Genomic DNA, 14,496 nt, shown 5'->3' with positions numbered 1-14,496 from the left:
CCTTTCTGTCAGGAAAGTTTTTTCGAAAATTGTGCGCTGCACCAAAAACAATCTTGCCAATAATAAGCATAGCTATTATGTTGATGGCATGAGTGATGATCTGGGCTTTTTGTTGGGGGATGCTGCGCGATTGCTTCGGCGGTCGTTTGACGAACGCGCCCGCGCCATGGGCGTAACTCGACCGCAATGGCGCGTACTCGCCCTGCTCAAACGTTTCGACGGAAGTACGCAGGTGACCGTCGCTGACATGCTTGATGTGGAGCCCATCACTCTTGGGAGAATGGTTGACCGCATGCAGGATGCAGGCATGGTCGAACGCCGCGCTGACCCCGCGGACCGCCGCAGATGGCGCTTACACCTCACCGCGGAAGGTGAACAGAAAATCGAGGCTTTGCGTCCGACGGCACTCGCGCTTTATGACGACGCGATGGCCGGTCTGGATGAAGCACAACGTTTGGAATTGGAAGCAATGTTGAATATCGTTCGCGCAAATCTAACCCGTAAACCGCTTGAGGTGTCCCATGGCTGAGGCTGATCCACAAATTGACATCAGGGCCAAATCTTCTACAAAATCCCCCAGGTTTGCGCGTTTGATGCTGCTTGCTTCTGTTCCGCTGCTGCTGGTGGGCGGGGCAACAGTGTATTACATCGTGAACGACCATTATGTGTCTACCGACAATGCCTATGTCCAACAAGACAAGGTGTCGATTTCAGCCGAGGTTGGCGGACGCATCGTTGACGTCGCAGTGCGCGAGAATGATGTGGTCAAGGAAGGCGACCTTTTGTTCCGGATTGATCCGGCGCCTTACAGAATCGCTATCGAGCTAGCCGACGCGTCCATTGCGGCAGCGCAAGTTCGGGTTGCATCGCTTCAAACCGAATATCAGACCACGAATGTTGATATTGATAGCGCACGTGAAGATGTCGCTTTTTATGAACAGGAATATCAGCGGCAATCGTCGCTCATGCAGGACGGTTTTACCACGCGTGCTCGGTTGCAGGCTGCCGAACATGCCTTATCCGACGCACGCAGTCGGGTAACCTCCGCGCTAGCCGACGCGACCAAGGCACGCGCTGCCCTTGCCACCGGATCGGCCGCACCCGGCGTCAACCCCGCCATTAAGGCAGGTCAGGTTCAACGTCAGCAGGCTATGCTTAACCTCTCGCGCACTGAAGTGCGCGCGCCTGTCTCGGGCGTCGTAAGTCAGGCCGACCGTTTGCAACCTGGCCAAATGATGGTGCAGGGCTTGCCCGGCGTGACGATAGTAGCCAGCAGCAAAAGCTGGGTCGAAGCCAATTTCAAGGAAACCGACTTAGCAAAAATGCGCGTTGGACAGCCCGCCGAAATAACATTTGACGCGTACCCGAACCTAAAGGTGCGCGGTAAGATATCAAGCATTGGCGCTGGCACAGGCTCAGAATTTTCTGTCCTTCCGGCGCAAAACGCGAATGGCAATTGGGTGAAGGTCACGCAGCGCGTACCCGTGCGGATATCGATTACCGACAAACCAAAACGTGCAATGATTGCAGGATTGTCGGCCCATGTCCGCATCGACACCGACAAGTAATCCGCTCGATCAAGCCGCTTATCCGGTCAAAAACAAGGCGCTGCTGACTTTTGCCGTCATGAGCGCGACGATTATTCAGATATTGGATTCGACAATAGCAAATGTGGCGATTCCACATATGCAATCCAGCCTTGGCGCGACGATGGATACCATAACATGGGTCCTGACGAGTTACATCGTCGCAAGCGCTGTTGCCATGCCGATAACGGGGTGGCTTGCTGACCGGATTGGTTCACGCAACCTGTTTCTGGGAGCAGTGGCCGGCTTTATTCTTGCGTCAATGCTTTGCGGGATCGCAACCAGCCTTACCGAGATGGTCGCGTTCCGAATATTGCAAGGGGTGTGCGCAGCCTTTATCGGGCCACTTTCGCAGACCATCATGCTCGACATCAACAAGCCATCGGAGGCCCCGCGTGCGATGTCTATCTGGGGCATGAGTATCATGGTCGCTCCTATATTAGGCCCGATGATTGGTGGCTGGTTGACCGAAAATTACAATTGGCGCTGGGTGTTTTACATCAACTTGCCCATCGGCATTCTGACTTTAGTCATCCTCTGGTGGCTCCTTCCGTCGCGCCCCATCAACCGAAGGGAGCTTGATCGGTTTGGTTTCGCAATGTTGGCCATTGGCCTTGCAACGCTTCAATTATTGGCTGACCGCGGACAGCAAGAAGACTGGCTGCAAAGCTGGGAGATCATCATTGAACTGCTCGTCGTTGTGGCGGCGCTTTGGATATTTGCGGTGCACCAAATGACAACCCGCCGCCCTATGTTTGAGCGCCTGTTGGTCGCGGACCGCAACTTCTTCATTTCACTGAACATGATGCTGGTTGTCGGCATGATGACGTACGGCATCTTCGCTTTGCTGCCGCCCATGATGCAAAATCTTTATGGATATACCGTCTATGACACTGGCATGCTGCTAGCGCCGCGCGGTGTAGGCATAATACTAGCCATGTTTATCGCCGCCAAGTTAGCGAGCAAGGTTGATCCTCGCATTTTAATCTTCTGCGGCTTTCTGATGACCGCGGCGTCGATGTGGGTTATGACAAGTTGGTCGCTGGATATGACCTGGAACAAAATCGTCTACACGGGCCTGTTTCAAGGTTTCGGTATGGGCTTCGTCTTCATCCCACTAAACGCTGTGGCATTTTCGACGCTGCCCATGCGGTTTCGGACAGATGGCTCAAGTTTGCTTTACCTTTTCCGTAATCTTGGTGGAAGTTTCGGGATCTCCCTTATGACGACGATGCTCGCGCGCAATATGCAGACTAGCCACGAAGATTTGGCATCGCATGTGACAGCCTCGTCGATGAGCGTAGTCGACCCGTCGACCGCAGACCGACTAGGGTCCATAGGCGAAACTGCGATGCAGATGGTTAATCTGGAAGTTAACCGACAGGCAGCCATGATCGCCTATCTCGACGACTTCAAGCTAATGATGACCATGCTGATAATCGTCAGCCCGCTGGTTTTCTTTTTGAAGCCCGGTAAAGCAGCCCCAGGGCAGCAGCCGGCGATGGCGGACTAACGATTACGCAGAGCGCGCCACCAATCCCTTTTGCTGCATCCGCCACACCGCCATCTCGATGCGGTCCTGACCAAAAAAGGGCTCGCCATCGAATACTAAGGTCGGGACACCCCAATGCCCCGCAGCCTCGAGCGCAGCCTGGTTGGCCGCAATTTCAGCGTCGAGGACTTCTGCATCTTTGATGGCTTCGGCGTCCAATTCGTCCAAGTCCAATCCGGCACGCGTCGCCGCACCCGCCAAATGGTCGCCCGCATGCCAATTTTCCGCACCACCCCAGATAAGACGCGAGACTTGATCACAAAAGGCAAGGCTCTTGCCGCGCCGAGCCGCGGCTTGACCCAAGCGGGTCAGGCGAAAAATATAGGGCTGTTCATCTGAAATTTTGCGGGTCATCACGTCTTGTACGATAGGATCGGGCCGTGGTGGACCAAACGGGATGCCATGAAACTGCGCCACACGGAACATATCGGTAAAGGTATAGCGCAACCAGTTCGGGTGGCTGCGTTCAAAAAAATCAGGTTCGCGGATCGCCAACGGATAGACCAGCCGCAAATTTATCGTCAGGTCATATCCTTGCTCCAGCGTGCTATATCGCCGTGTGGCAAGATAGCTATACGGACTGCGAAACGACCAGAATATATCCGCTTGCAGCCCCATAACTTATCCCTTTTTCAAATGCCGCCGTCCAAGCAGTTCGGCAATCTGCACCGCATTCAGCGCGGCGCCTTTGCGTAAATTATCCGACACGCACCAGAAGGCAAGGCCATTGTCGACAGTGGGATCTTCACGCACGCGGCTGACATAGGTCGCATCATCGCCCGCAGCTTCCACAGGCGTTGTATAACCGCCATCTTCACGCTTATCGATCAGCATAATGCCAGGCGCTTCCCGTAGGATATTTTGCGCGGTCTCTGCCGACATTTCGCGTTCATATTCGATATTCACAGCCTCGCTGTGGCCAACAAAGACAGGAACACGCACGCAGGTTGCGGTCAGCTTGATTTTCGGGTCGAGTATCTTCTTGACCTCAACCATCATCTTCCACTCTTCCTTCGTATAGCCGTCGTCGAGGAAGCTATCGATATGCGGAATGACGTTAAACGCGATTTGCTTGGTGAATTTTTTGGCATCTGCGCTATCGCCAACAAAGATGTTGCGGCTCTGTTCGAACAATTCATCCATGCCCTCTTTGCCCGCACCTGAAACCGACTGATAAGTCGATACGACAACACGCGTAATCTTGGCATAATCATGTAACGGTTTCAGTGCCACAACCAATTGTGCCGTTGAACAATTCGGGTTCGCGATGATATTCTTGCGCTTGTAAATGTCGATCGCGTCTGGGTTTACCTCAGGCACAATCAAAGGAACATCCGGATCCATCCGGAAAAGCGAGCTGTTATCAATTACGACGCAGCCAGCAGCTGCTGCTATCGGCGCATATTTCTTGGTAGCGTCCGAACCGATAGCAAAAATCGCCATGTCCCAGCCCGACCAATCGAAATTCTCAATGTTCTGGATCTTGAGCATCTTATCGGTATCGCCATATTCGATTTCGATACCTTGGCTGCGCGATGACGCGAGCACAGTGACCTCGTCGGCAGGGAATGCGCGTTCGGCCAAAATGTTCACCACTTCGCGGCCCACATTACCGGTCGCGCCTGCGACCACGATACGATAACCCATGTGTAATTCCTTGACGTGAAAGCGGACGGGACAATAAAAAAGGCCGGGCTCTTTGTAGGAGCCCGGCCTTTCGTGTTCTGTTAGAAACGTGAGCCTAGCTCCTGCCTTATTCGGCAGCCTCGGTGGTTTTAATCGGGCGTGGGTCGCGGCGCTCAGCAATACGTGCCTTCTTACCGGTCAAACCACGCAGATAATACAGCTTCGCACGACGCACGACGCCCTTACGGACGACTTCGATGCTGTCGATGTTCGGGCTGTACAGCGGGAATACGCGCTCGACGCCTTCACCGAACGACATTTTGCGTACGGTGAAGTTAGAGCCCATGCCCTTGTTCGAACGCGCGATGCACACGCCTTCGTAATTCTGAATACGCGTGCGTTCACCTTCGATGACCTTCACGCCCACCTTGACGGTGTCACCTGCACGGAATGCAGGAATTTTTTTGTTTTCTGACAAAGCTGCAATAGCTTCGGCTTCGAGTGTTTGGATGAGGTTCATGCCCCATTTAATCCTTATTCTTTTGTCGCACGTTAGAGGCAGGCTGGACCCGGGCGTCTTTGTAACGCCCCCAAAGGTCCGGTCTGCGTAACCGAGTGATTTCCTCTGCCTGATGTTTCCGCCAAGCAGCTATTTTCGCATGATCCCCCGATCGCAACACTTCAGGGATCATACGCCCTTCCCAATCATTGGGTCGGGTGTAGTGCGGATATTCAAGTAATCCTTGTTCAAAGGACTCTTCGTCACCGCTGGAAGAGGCGCCCATTACGCCGGGAAGCAGCCGAATGCAAGTGTCTAACAGCATCAGCGCCGCTATTTCGCCGCCCGACAGAATGATGTCGCCCATCGACACTTGTTCGATTTCGGGACGGGCATCGAACAAACGCTCATCAAAGCCTTCAAATCGGCCGCAAAGGACAATTACGCCAGCGCCTGCGGCGAGTGCACGGATGCGGCTTTGCGTGATCGGGGTACCACGCGGCGTCATGGCGAGAATCGGAAGTTCAGGTTGCGCCGCAGACGCATAGTCGACCGCCGCAGCAAGGATATCCGCGCGCAATACCATCCCTGCCCCGCCACCTGCTGGTGTATCGTCCACCGTACGGTGCTTATCGGTCGCAAAGTCCCTGATCTGGATTGGCGCACAAGACCATTTGCCCTCCTCCAACGCACGGCCAGCCAAGGATATGCCCAATGGGCCGGGGAACATCTCGGGGTAGAGCGTCAGGATCTGGGCGTGAAAGGTCATATCACGAAAGCGGCATCGATGACGATATTGCCGCCCGCGCCGGCGGTCCATTCGGGGACAGCGTCGGCGGTCATCGGGACCATGAATTTTTTACCGGGCTTGCCTTCAACAGATGGCATCTGAATTTCCAGAACATCGCTAGCACCGAAATTTTCGACAGCAACGCAGCTACCCAGGTCATTACCATCGGTAGACACGCATCGCAAACCAAGCAGGTCGCTGTAATAATATTCGCCGTCATCCAGTTTAGGCAAAGCCTCACGCGGGACAGTCAGCAACGTACTACGCAGTTTTTCTGCGGCATTTCGGTCGTCGATTTCGGCAAAGCGCGCAATTGCACCGTCTTTGGTCGGGCGCAGCGACTTTACCGTCAACGCCCCGTTATTGAAACTTTTGTAATGTTTCAAGCTGTCGAGATTATCGGCAAACAGCTTCAAACGGACTTCACCCGTCACGCCGTGCGCGCCAGAAACGGCGGCAAGCGTGACGGTGTTGTCAGCCAAGGCTTAGCCCTCGGCCTTTTCTTCGGTTGCTTCTTCTGCAGCAGGCGCTTCTTCGGCAGCGGCTTCAACAGGCGCAGCTTCTTCGGCGGCAGGTGCTTCTTCGGCAGCAGCTTCAACAAGTGCAGCTTCTTCAGCGACAGGTGCTTCTTCAGCAGCAGCTTCAACGGGAGCGGCTTCTTCAGCGGCAGGTGCTTCTTCGGCAGCTGCTTCAACAGGAGCAGCTTCTTCGGCGGCAGGTGCTTCTTCAGCTACAACTTCAGGCTCTGGCTCAGGTGCTGGTGCGGCGGCAGCTGCTGCTGCTTCTTCAGCTTCAGCAATCTTCGTTGCCTTGTCTTCAGCGCGATCCTTGGCTTTCTGGCCTGGTTCACCCTTGTTCGGGTTGCTCTTGACCTTGCGCTCTTTGACGCCAGCGATGTCAAGGAAGCGGGCAACGCGGTCCGATGGCTGCGCACCAGCCGCAAGCCAATGCTTTGCACGCTCGGCGTCGATGATCATACGCTCTGCGCTGTCTTTTGGAAGCTGCGGGTTGTAGCTGCCTATACGCTCAATGAACTTACCATCGCGCGGCGCACGGGCGTCGGCTACGACGATTTTATAATAAGGGCGCTTTTTCGAACCGCCCCGCGACAAACGCATTGATAATGCCATAAAACTAACTCACCTTTCTTAAAATACTAAAACTAAACAATAACTTATTTCTTTTTATTAAGAAGTCTTGCGAGGTCGGGCGGCATACCGCCACCGCCGCCCATTCCGGGTAACCCGCTTATGCCAGGCGGCATTGCGCCGGGGGGCAAGGCGCCCATCGCGCCACCCATGTCGCCGCCACCACCTAAGCCGCCTTTTCCACCGAACATGGCAGCGAGCCCCTTGAGACCACCCATCTTCCGGATGCGTTTCATGGCGCCGGCCATTTCCTGATGCATTTTGATCAGCTTGTTGACGTCTTGCACCGTCATGCCGGAACCCTTGGCGATACGGATTTTCCGTTTGGCGTTGAGCAATTCCGGCTTGGTGCGCTCTTTTGGAGTCATCGAGCCAATGATGGCATCCATGTGTACGAGCAACTTGTCATTCATGCCGCTGGCGTCCATCGCCTGCTTGGCCTTTTTCATGCCGGGCATCATGCCAGCAAGCGCGCCCAGACCGCCCATTTTGGTCATCTGGCGGAATTGGGTACGCAGATCGTCCATGTCGAACTGACCCTTGGCCATTTTGGCCGCGAGCTTATCCGCATCTTCCTTTTCCACCATTTCGGACGCGCGTTCGACCAAGCCGACAACGTCACCCATGCCAAGAATACGGCCCGCAACCCGACTTGGGTTAAAAGCCTCAATCGCGTCAAGCTTTTCGCCGACGCCTGCAAATTTGATTGGCTTGCCGGTAATAGCACGCATCGACAGGGCAGCACCGCCGCGTGCGTCACCGTCCATGCGGGTCAGTACGATACCCGTCAGATCAACGCGCTCGCCGAAGCTTTTAGCGACATTAACGGCGTCTTGACCGGTGAGCGAGTCGACCACCAGCAGAATTTCCTGCGGTGTCGAAACCTTTGCCACCGCCTGCATTTCGTCCATCAACTGTTGATCAACATGCAAGCGACCAGCGGTATCGAGGATGAGGACGTCAAAACCCTGGAGCTTTGCAGCCTGCATCGCCCGCTTGGCGATATCGACAGGCATTTGCCCTTGAACGATTGGCAGAGTCGCCACCTCAGTCTGCGAACCAAGCGTGGCCAATTGCTCCTGCGCAGCGGGACGATTGACGTCAAGCGAGGCCATGAGGACTTTTTTGCCCTGCTTAGCCTTCAACATCTTGGCAATTTTAGCAGTCGTCGTGGTTTTACCCGAGCCCTGCAGACCAATCATCATGATAATCGCAGGTGGCGCAACTGCCAGATTCAGATCGCTTTGTTCAGCGCCAAGCATCTCGACAAGCGCGTCGTTGACGATCTTGACGACTTGCTGTCCAGGCGTAACAGATTTCAGCACCTGCGCGCCAACGGCTAGCTCGGTTACCTTGTCGACAAACTCACGCACGACAGGCAGCGCAACATCAGCCTCAAGCAGGGCAACGCGCACTTCCCGCATCGCTTCACGCACATCGGCTTCGTTCAACGCACCGCGACCACGCAGGCGGTCAAACACACCTCCCAACCGGTCGCTTAGCTTGTCAAACATCGACATTCCTTACCAATGCGCCTCAATTGAGGCATAAACGAACAAAAAGCCGGTGAGCGAATCTTCGCCAACCAGCTTGGAAACTATGGATTTCCAACAAATATGAATGGCAGCTAACCTGCCTTGGTCGTCCGAATAGCCACTGGCACGCAAGAAAGCAAATTATTCCGCGCGGCCAAAGACCTATAGAGCATAGCATGAACGGTGGACACTGCGCCTTGCACCTCCTAAATCGCCCAACATGGCGACGGGCGAATTTCACAAGATGCATGGGCTGGGTAATGACTTTGTCATTATCGACGCGCGAGCTTATCCAATGGAAATGTCCCCTGCCCGCGCGCGCCATATTGCCGATCGGAAACTGGGTATAGGTTGCGACCAATTAATCCTGTTACTCCCATCGGATGTCGCAGACGTCGCGATGCGCATTTTTAATTCGGACGGCGGCGAAGTCGAAGCGTGCGGCAACGCCTCGCGCTGCGTCATTGCGCTGTTGAAAAAAGACCTTGAGATCGAAACTAAAGGTGGCCTGATTTCTGGTAGGTTATCCGGCAATAACGTCACGGTAGCGATGGGCGAAGCAAAGTTTGACTGGCAAGCCATTCCACTTGCCTTTGCCATGGACAGTGCTTCGATGCCCTTAGCATGGGAAGAACTTGAAAACCCCATGGCGGTCAACATGGGCAACCCGCATGCTGTTTTCTTTGTAGATGATGTCAACGCAGTTGATTTGGCAAGACTTGGTCCCATAATTGAGCACGACTCCGTTTTTCCCGAGCGGGCAAACGTCAACGTCGCCTCCATCGACGGCAATGAAATCCACCTAAACGTATGGGAGCGCGCTGCTGGCTTGACTGGAGCATGCGGGACGGGGGCATGCGCCACCGCAGTTGCTGCCATCCGGCAAGGTAAAGTCCAATCGCCGGTGATCGTCCACCAATCGGGCGGAACATTGACCATAGAATGGGCACCAGGAGAACCAGTCGTCATGACTGGCAGCGCGACCTATGTTTTCACGGGGCAAGCGAACTGGGACGACTTTGGATGAACGCCCCACTGCAAAAACCTGAAGTCATCAGCATGGGCTGCCGCCTTAATCTTGCCGAGAGCAACGCCTTGGCTGAGCAGCTTGCTGGCCATGATGACATTGTCATTATCAATAGCTGTGCCGTGACCAATGAGTCTGTCCGCCAAACGCGGCAAGCCATTCGCCAAGCACATAAGCGCCGCCCTGATGCGCGGGTGTGGGTGACTGGCTGCGCGGCGCAGGTCGAACCTGAGACCTTTAAAAACATGCCGGAAGTGGCTGGCGTGTTCGGCAATCATGAAAAGCAAAATGCTGCATTGCTGCGCGAGATAATTGATCGCCCCGACCGACCAGTCGTTGTGTCAGACATCATGACCATCGCGCAAACCGCGCCGCATCTTGTGACGGCATATTCCGGAAAGACACGAGCGTTCGTGGAGGTGCAAAACGGCTGCGACCATCGCTGCACTTTCTGCATCATCCCTTATGGCCGGGGCAATAGCCGTTCGGTCCCCGCGGGCAGCGTTATCGACCATATCCAAAAGCTTGTGGATACGGGTTTTCAGGAGGTCGTTTTAACAGGCGTTGACGTCACCAGCTATGGCCATGATCTTCCGGGACAGCCAAATCTAGGCGCGCTTGTCGAACGCATCTTGAAGCTCGTGCCCGACCTTCCGCGTCTTCGGCTGTCGTCAATCGATGGTGTTGAAATTGACGCACGGTTGTTTGACCTGCTGACCGGCGAAGCGCGCCTTATGCCGCATGTCCATTTGTCCTTGCAGGCTGGTGACAACCTGATCCTGAAACGCATGAAACGACGCCATAGCCGCGAACTAGCAATTGACCTTGTCGCGCGGCTTAAGGCAAAAAGGCCGGATATCGCCATTGGCGCCGACATCATCGCCGGTTTCCCGACCGAAGATGACGCGATGTTCGCAAATAGCGTCGACCTCATTCGCCAATGCGGCATCGTGCACGGGCATATTTTTCCATATTCGCCCAAAAAAGGTACCCCTGCGGCGCGCATGCCGCAGTTACCCCCGCAAACAATCAAGGCCCGCGCCAAAGCACTTCGCGACGCAATCGCTGTTCAGAAGAATAATTGGATCAATAGCCTCGTGGGCACAGTTCAAAATGTTGCTGTCGAAAGTGGCGGCTTGGCTGGTCATGCGGAAAATTTCGCCTATCTCAAGCTCGATAGGATAATGGCAGAAGGCAGTATCGTCGCGGCCCGCGTTACAGATACCAAAGACGGCAATTTACAGGCAGAGGTTATCGAATGAGCGAGAATGCTGGGTGGACGGACCGTTTGTTCGGCGGCCTCAAAAAAACGTCAGGCAAGTTGACCGAGAATATCGCCGGGCTTGTCACAAAGGCAAAGCTTGACCCTAGCGATCTCGACGAAATCGAAGATGCATTGATTGCGTCTGACCTTGGACCCGCCATGGCATCTCAGATCCGGGACAAAATAGCTGCTGGCCGTTTTGATAGGGGTGTAGATGCAGATGGCATAAGGCAGATAGTAGAGGATGAAATCGCCGCTGTGCTTGCGCCTGTGGCCTCTCCGCTTGAAATTGATGCATTCCCGCGCCCGCAAGTAATCTTAGTCATTGGCGTAAACGGTTCAGGCAAAACCACGACCATCGCAAAGCTCGCTAATCTGTTCTTGGAACAAGATTACGGAGTCATGCTGGCGGCGGGTGACACATTTCGCGCAGCCGCGATTGGGCAGTTGAAGATATGGGCCGAACGTATCGGTGTGCCGATTGTAACTGGACCAGAGGGCGGCGATGCGGCGGGGGTTGTGTTTGACGCCGTCAAAAAGGCAACTGCCGAAGGGATTGATGTGCTGATCGTTGATACCGCAGGCCGGTTACAGAATAAGCGCGAGTTGATGGATGAACTGGCAAAGATTCGCCGCGTGCTAGGTCGCTTGAACTCTGCCGCCCCGCACAATGTTGTTCTCGTGCTTGACGCCACAACCGGTCAAAATGCGTTGTCACAGATTGAAACCTTTAAGGAGGTCGCTGACGTAACTGGACTTGTAATGACGAAATTGGACGGCAGCGCGCGCGGCGGGATATTGGTGGCCGCTGCAAAGCAATTCGGCCTGCCCATTCACGCTATCGGTGTGGGTGAGTCGATAGACGATCTGCGGCCTTTCAATGCCCAAGACGTTGCGCGCGCAATCAGCGGGGGGTCATTATGAGCGGAGCCCCATCAGCAAAGAAACTATCCGGTACGCTGAACTTCGTTCTAGATTTCGGGCCACTGTTCCTGTTCTTTGTTGCTTCAAAGTTTGGCAGCTCAGATACTGATCCCAAACAGGGTGCAATTGTCGGTACAGCGGCTTTCATGGCTGCAATTCTCGTTGCAGTGATCGTGTCAAAGCTCAAACTTGGCAAAATTTCGCCAATGCTAAAGCTGACTGCCGCGCTGGGCGTATTTTTTGGGGCACTGACGATATGGTTTCATGATGAACGCTTCATCCAAATCAAACCGACCATCATATATTCCTTTTTCGCCACTCTTCTGCTCGGTGGGTGGTTCCGCGGCAAAGCAATGCTGAAATATGTTCTTGAACAAGCCTATCAGGGGCTTGATGAAAAAGGCTGGATGAAACTATCGTTAAGCTGGGGTATATTTTTCTTCATGCTGGCAGGACTGAATGAAGTCTTTCGGCGGCCCGAGTGGTTTTCGTTCGATACATGGCTTTCGATCAAAGTGTGGGGCGTGTCCGCCCTTACCTTTTTGTTCGCTTTAGCCAATATACCCATGCTGATGCGCCATGGCCTGAAGCTCGGCGATGATGCCGAGCTTCCACCGCCGACGTAATCCTCATTCTTGGTCGGCGCGTGACGCTCCGTCGCCGTCCAGATTTTCCGCCACGAATTCCCAGTTTATAGCGTTATTAAGCAACGCATCGACATAGTTCGGGCGGGCGTTGCGGTAATCGACATAATAAGCATGCTCCCACACATCGATGGTCAGCAATGGCTTCATATCGTGCGCAACCGGCGTGTCGGCGTCATGCAGTGACGTAATTTTAAGCGTTTCGCCATCAAGGATCATCCATGCCCAGCCACTGGCAAAATGTCGCGTAGCTTCCTCTTTGAACTGGACCAACATGTCTGCATGGCTGCCGAAACTTGCGTCGATCATGGATTTTAATTTGCCCGTTGGCGCCTGCGGCTCGGGTGAGAGGCATTTCCAGTAAAAGCTATGATTCCAAATTTGTGCCGCGTTGTTAAACAGACCCTTGTTAATTTGCGTTTTTGCTGCCGCGATCACGTCGATCAACGACGCGCTTGAAAGGGCTGCGTTCTCCGCAAGCAGTGTGTTGGTTTTGTCCACATAGGTTTTGTGATGTTTTCCATGATGATAATCAAAAGTCTCTGCGGAGATGAGGTCCCCAAAGGCGGATTTGTCGTAAGGGAGTTCAGGGAGAATGAATGGCATAGCTTATCTTTCTGTATCAGAGGTTCCAAAGCAAACGCGTCGGGGCGATACCCCTTCCGTCCGTCACGCGATGCTAACGCAGAAATTATGTGACAAGCATCTACGACCCAGATAGGCAGCAATCTATCAGGGGCAATACCAACCGAATGCCTACAGGAGGAAAAAATGGCGAAATTTTTTGGAAATCTACATCTGGTGCTGGTCGCCGGTCTTTTACTGTCATTGGCAGTCATGTTCGGATTGGACAGGGATGGCTTGACCGCGCAATCGGTCACGCGTTGGCTGCACACATTCTTTGGGATCGTCTGGATCGGCTTGTTGTACTACTTCAACTTCGTCCAAATCCCCACCATGCCGAAAATCCCTGCTGAGTTGAAGCCGGGTATTTCGAAGCACATCGCGCCATCAGCGTTGTTCTTTTTCCGATGGGCTGCAGCACTTACGGTGTTGCTGGGCCTCATCATTTCGGTTCAGGCCGGCTATGCGCATCAGGCCTTCACGCTGCAAGATCCATATAAGCTGATTGGCGTCGGCATGTGGCTTGCTGTCATCATGGCCTTCAACGTTTGGTTCATCATCTGGCCAAACCAGAAGAAGGCGCTTGGCATCGTTGAAGCAGATGACGCAACAAAGGCAAAGGCCGCAACAACCGCGATGATGACATCGCGCCTCAACACATTGCTGTCGATCCCGATGCTCTACACGATGGTCAGCTTCAACGGCGGCTAATTGATAGACATCAGATTTCAAGAAAGGGGTGGCAAATGCCGCCCCTTTTTTTATCCCAAAAGATCGTGTTTCTTCAACGTATGACGCAGTTGGTCATAGCTGAGGTTCAGCGCCTTGGCAGTTTGCCGCTGATTATACCGACATTTGGCCAGTGCTTGCTCCAGAACGGCTTTTTCAAATTTCTCGGTCGCCTCGCGAAAGTCAGTCACATCAACCTCTTGACTAAGGTCAGTTGAGAAACGCCGCTCAGCAATATTGCTCTGGTCGTCGGCTCGTCCTTGCATCGGAGCAGATGCAAAGCCGCCATGCCATGGGCTATCAAACGGATCAAACTGGATATAATCCACCGGCTGCGCTGGGTCAGCCCAGCGATACACCGCGCGTTCGACGACGTTACGTAATTCGCGCACATTGCCCGGCCAGAGATGGTTTTCCAGCGCGCGGGTGGCAATTTCACCAAATCCCGGCCAACCGTCCCAACCCAGTTCCGCCGCCATCTTGCGCCCATAATATTCGGATAAAACCTCGATATCGCCCTCACGCACACGCAGCGGCGGCAGAGTGAT

16 protein-coding genes and 1 pseudogene are annotated in these 14,496 nt (G+C 54.1%); 8 read left to right on the top strand and 9 right to left on the bottom strand.

Annotated elements, in window-relative coordinates:
- From ACIQ2T_RS07230 to ACIQ2T_RS07220, 3 genes are all read left to right on the top strand, one after another.
- A partial coding sequence (locus ACIQ2T_RS07230) for a MarR family winged helix-turn-helix transcriptional regulator (RefSeq protein WP_397590228.1) occupies positions 1-529 on the top strand: 529 nt, incomplete at its 5' end.
- Positions 522-1,568, top strand: coding sequence for an HlyD family secretion protein (locus ACIQ2T_RS07225; protein ID WP_397590227.1), 1,047 nt, complete (start codon positions 522-524; stop codon positions 1,566-1,568). The genes ACIQ2T_RS07230 and ACIQ2T_RS07225, both read left to right, overlap by 8 nt.
- The gene (locus tag ACIQ2T_RS07220) at positions 1,543-3,099 is read left to right on the top strand and encodes a DHA2 family efflux MFS transporter permease subunit (RefSeq protein WP_397590226.1); all 1,557 of its coding nucleotides are present in this window, start codon (positions 1,543-1,545) and stop codon (positions 3,097-3,099) included. Before ACIQ2T_RS07225 ends, ACIQ2T_RS07220 begins: the two co-directional genes overlap by 26 nt.
- 3 nt (positions 3,100-3,102) lie before the next feature.
- Here ACIQ2T_RS07220 and ACIQ2T_RS07215 read toward each other — a convergent pair whose 3' ends face one another.
- The 7 genes and pseudogenes from ACIQ2T_RS07215 to ffh all read right to left on the bottom strand — a co-directional run bounded on the left by ACIQ2T_RS07215 (position 3,103) and on the right by ffh (position 8,715).
- Positions 3,103-3,756 (bottom strand): 2-hydroxychromene-2-carboxylate isomerase, encoded by a 654-nt coding sequence (locus tag ACIQ2T_RS07215; RefSeq protein WP_397590225.1) that lies wholly within the window; start codon positions 3,754-3,756, stop codon positions 3,103-3,105.
- Between the two features lie 3 nt (positions 3,757-3,759).
- Positions 3,760-4,785, bottom strand: a complete 1,026-nt coding sequence (locus ACIQ2T_RS07210) for an aspartate-semialdehyde dehydrogenase (protein WP_397590224.1) — start codon at positions 4,783-4,785, stop codon at positions 3,760-3,762.
- Between the two features lie 106 nt (positions 4,786-4,891).
- The gene (gene rplS / locus ACIQ2T_RS07205; RefSeq protein ID WP_125230085.1) at positions 4,892-5,284 is read right to left on the bottom strand and encodes a 50S ribosomal protein L19; all 393 of its coding nucleotides are present in this window, start codon (positions 5,282-5,284) and stop codon (positions 4,892-4,894) included.
- A gap of 7 nt (positions 5,285-5,291) precedes the next feature.
- Positions 5,292-6,032: a tRNA (guanosine(37)-N1)-methyltransferase TrmD gene (gene trmD / locus ACIQ2T_RS07200; RefSeq protein WP_397590223.1), complete on the bottom strand. Its 741-nt coding sequence runs from the start codon at positions 6,030-6,032 to the stop codon at positions 5,292-5,294.
- Positions 6,029-6,535, bottom strand: coding sequence for a ribosome maturation factor RimM (gene rimM, locus ACIQ2T_RS07195; RefSeq protein WP_397590222.1), 507 nt, complete (start codon positions 6,533-6,535; stop codon positions 6,029-6,031). The genes trmD and rimM overlap by 4 nt, the downstream gene beginning before the upstream one ends.
- A 183-nt stretch (positions 6,536-6,718) precedes the next feature.
- Positions 6,719-7,183 (bottom strand): annotated as a pseudogene (gene rpsP, locus ACIQ2T_RS07190) (30S ribosomal protein S16); the annotation flags it as partial.
- A gap of 44 nt (positions 7,184-7,227) precedes the next feature.
- Positions 7,228-8,715 (bottom strand): signal recognition particle protein, encoded by a 1,488-nt coding sequence (ffh, locus tag ACIQ2T_RS07185; protein WP_397590221.1) that lies wholly within the window; start codon positions 8,713-8,715, stop codon positions 7,228-7,230.
- Between the two features lie 241 nt (positions 8,716-8,956).
- On the opposite strand from ffh, the gene dapF reads away from it, so the two are divergent.
- The 4 genes from dapF to ACIQ2T_RS07165 are packed head-to-tail and all read left to right on the top strand — an operon-like array spanning position 8,957 to position 12,577.
- On the top strand, positions 8,957-9,763 hold the full coding sequence (gene dapF / locus ACIQ2T_RS07180; RefSeq protein WP_397590220.1) for a diaminopimelate epimerase: 807 nt from the start codon (positions 8,957-8,959) through the stop codon (positions 9,761-9,763).
- Positions 9,764-9,771: 8 nt separating this feature from the next.
- Positions 9,772-11,025, top strand: a complete 1,254-nt coding sequence (gene mtaB, locus ACIQ2T_RS07175; RefSeq protein ID WP_397590229.1) for a tRNA (N(6)-L-threonylcarbamoyladenosine(37)-C(2))-methylthiotransferase MtaB — start codon at positions 9,772-9,774, stop codon at positions 11,023-11,025.
- Positions 11,022-11,951: a signal recognition particle-docking protein FtsY gene (gene ftsY / locus ACIQ2T_RS07170; RefSeq protein WP_397590219.1), complete on the top strand. Its 930-nt coding sequence runs from the start codon at positions 11,022-11,024 to the stop codon at positions 11,949-11,951. Before mtaB ends, ftsY begins: the two co-directional genes overlap by 4 nt.
- Positions 11,948-12,577, top strand: a complete 630-nt coding sequence (locus ACIQ2T_RS07165; protein ID WP_397590218.1) for an inner membrane-spanning protein YciB — start codon at positions 11,948-11,950, stop codon at positions 12,575-12,577. Before ftsY ends, ACIQ2T_RS07165 begins: the two co-directional genes overlap by 4 nt.
- A 3-nt stretch (positions 12,578-12,580) precedes the next feature.
- Here the strand turns inward: ACIQ2T_RS07165 and ACIQ2T_RS07160 are convergent, their stop codons facing one another.
- Complete coding sequence (locus ACIQ2T_RS07160) at positions 12,581-13,201, bottom strand: superoxide dismutase (RefSeq protein WP_397590217.1); 621 nt, start codon at positions 13,199-13,201, stop codon at positions 12,581-12,583.
- Between the two features lie 165 nt (positions 13,202-13,366).
- Here ACIQ2T_RS07160 and ACIQ2T_RS07155 point away from each other — a divergent pair, with 165 nt between their 5' ends.
- The gene (locus ACIQ2T_RS07155; protein WP_397590216.1) at positions 13,367-13,930 is read left to right on the top strand and encodes a urate hydroxylase PuuD; all 564 of its coding nucleotides are present in this window, start codon (positions 13,367-13,369) and stop codon (positions 13,928-13,930) included.
- 50 nt (positions 13,931-13,980) lie between these two features.
- Here the strand turns inward: ACIQ2T_RS07155 and ACIQ2T_RS07150 are convergent.
- Positions 13,981-14,496 (bottom strand): helix-turn-helix domain-containing protein (locus tag ACIQ2T_RS07150; protein ID WP_397590215.1); only part of this gene is annotated, 516 nt, incomplete at its 5' end.

Source organism: Sphingorhabdus sp. (assembly GCF_044357595.1).
Lineage (GTDB): Bacteria > Pseudomonadota > Alphaproteobacteria > Sphingomonadales > Sphingomonadaceae > Sphingorhabdus_B.
Note: the sequence above shows the minus strand (reverse complement) of the source record. Positions and strands in the feature narration are given on the sequence as shown.

Bases quoted from the DNA above. Each gene is read 5' to 3' on its own strand.
- ACIQ2T_RS07225 (WP_397590227.1), top strand. From the start codon at position 522: ATGGCTGAGGCTGATCCACAAATTGACATCAGGGCCAAATCTTCTACA.
- ACIQ2T_RS07220 (WP_397590226.1), top strand. From the start codon at position 1,543: ATGTCCGCATCGACACCGACAAGTAATCCGCTCGATCAAGCCGCTTAT.
- ACIQ2T_RS07215 (WP_397590225.1), bottom strand. From the start codon at position 3,756: ATGGGGCTGCAAGCGGATATATTCTGGTCGTTTCGCAGTCCGTATAGC.
- ACIQ2T_RS07210 (WP_397590224.1), bottom strand. From the start codon at position 4,785: ATGGGTTATCGTATCGTGGTCGCAGGCGCGACCGGTAATGTGGGCCGC.
- rplS (WP_125230085.1), bottom strand. From the start codon at position 5,284: ATGAACCTCATCCAAACACTCGAAGCCGAAGCTATTGCAGCTTTGTCA.
- trmD (WP_397590223.1), bottom strand. From the start codon at position 6,032: ATGACCTTTCACGCCCAGATCCTGACGCTCTACCCCGAGATGTTCCCC.
- ffh (WP_397590221.1), bottom strand. From the start codon at position 8,715: ATGTTTGACAAGCTAAGCGACCGGTTGGGAGGTGTGTTTGACCGCCTG.
- dapF (WP_397590220.1), top strand. From the start codon at position 8,957: ATGGCGACGGGCGAATTTCACAAGATGCATGGGCTGGGTAATGACTTT.
- ftsY (WP_397590219.1), top strand. From the start codon at position 11,022: ATGAGCGAGAATGCTGGGTGGACGGACCGTTTGTTCGGCGGCCTCAAA.
- ACIQ2T_RS07165 (WP_397590218.1), top strand. From the start codon at position 11,948: ATGAGCGGAGCCCCATCAGCAAAGAAACTATCCGGTACGCTGAACTTC.
- ACIQ2T_RS07160 (WP_397590217.1), bottom strand. From the start codon at position 13,201: ATGCCATTCATTCTCCCTGAACTCCCTTACGACAAATCCGCCTTTGGG.
- ACIQ2T_RS07155 (WP_397590216.1), top strand. From the start codon at position 13,367: ATGGCGAAATTTTTTGGAAATCTACATCTGGTGCTGGTCGCCGGTCTT.